The following is a 956-nucleotide window of genomic DNA, read 5'->3' as shown; positions in this document are numbered from 1 at the left end:
ACAACGCCCGCGCCAACGGTACGGCCGCCTTCACGGATTGCGAAACGCAGACCGTCGTCCATCGCGATCGGGTGGATCAGGGTAACAACCATTTTGATGTTGTCGCCCGGCATTACCATCTCTACGCCTTCCGGCAGTTCGATGGTACCAGTCACGTCAGTAGTACGGAAGTAGAACTGCGGACGGTAGCCTTTGAAGAACGGAGTATGACGGCCGCCTTCATCTTTGGACAGAATGTACACTTCAGATTCGAACTTGGTGTGCGGCTTGATGGTGCCCGGCTTAGCCAGTACCTGACCACGTTCGATTTCTTCACGTTTGATACCACGCAGCAGAACACCTACGTTCTCACCAGCACGGCCTTCGTCCAGCAGTTTGCGGAACATTTCAACGCCAGTACAGGTAGACTTCTGAGTCTCTTTGATACCAACGATTTCAACTTCTTCACCAACTTTGATGATACCGCGTTCTACACGACCGGTAACAACGGTACCACGACCGGAGATGGAGAATACGTCTTCGATCGGCAGCAGGAACGGCTTGTCAATCGCACGCTCTGGTTCCGGAATGTAAGAATCCAGGAAGCCAGCCAGTTCCAGGATTTTCGCTTCCCACTCTGCGTCGCCTTCCAGCGCTTTCAGAGCAGAACCACGAACGATCGGAGTGTCGTCGCCCGGGAAGTCGTACTGAGACAGAAGTTCACGAACTTCCATTTCAACCAGTTCCAGCAGCTCTTCGTCATCAACCATGTCGCATTTGTTCAGGAACACGATGATGTACGGAACGCCTACCTGACGACCCAGCAGGATGTGCTCACGAGTCTGCGGCATCGGGCCGTCAGTCGCAGCAACTACCAGGATCGCGCCGTCCATCTGAGCAGCACCGGTGATCATGTTTTTAACATAGTCGGCGTGCCCCGGGCAGTCTACGTGTGCGTAGTGACGGGTCGGGGTGTC

General features: G+C 54.6%; 1 protein-coding gene. It reads right to left on the bottom strand.

Going from position 1 to position 956, the window contains the following annotated elements; translation table 11 throughout:
* Positions 1–956 (bottom strand): elongation factor Tu (gene tuf / locus FTE26_RS04920; protein ID WP_000223459.1); only part of this gene is annotated, 956 nt, incomplete at both ends.

It is taken from the genome of Escherichia sp. S10b (assembly GCF_028421345.1).
Classification (GTDB): Bacteria; Pseudomonadota; Gammaproteobacteria; order Enterobacterales; family Enterobacteriaceae; genus ECMA0423.
The sequence above is the reverse complement of the archived record's forward strand: the minus strand, read 5'-3'. Positions and strand labels throughout refer to the sequence as shown.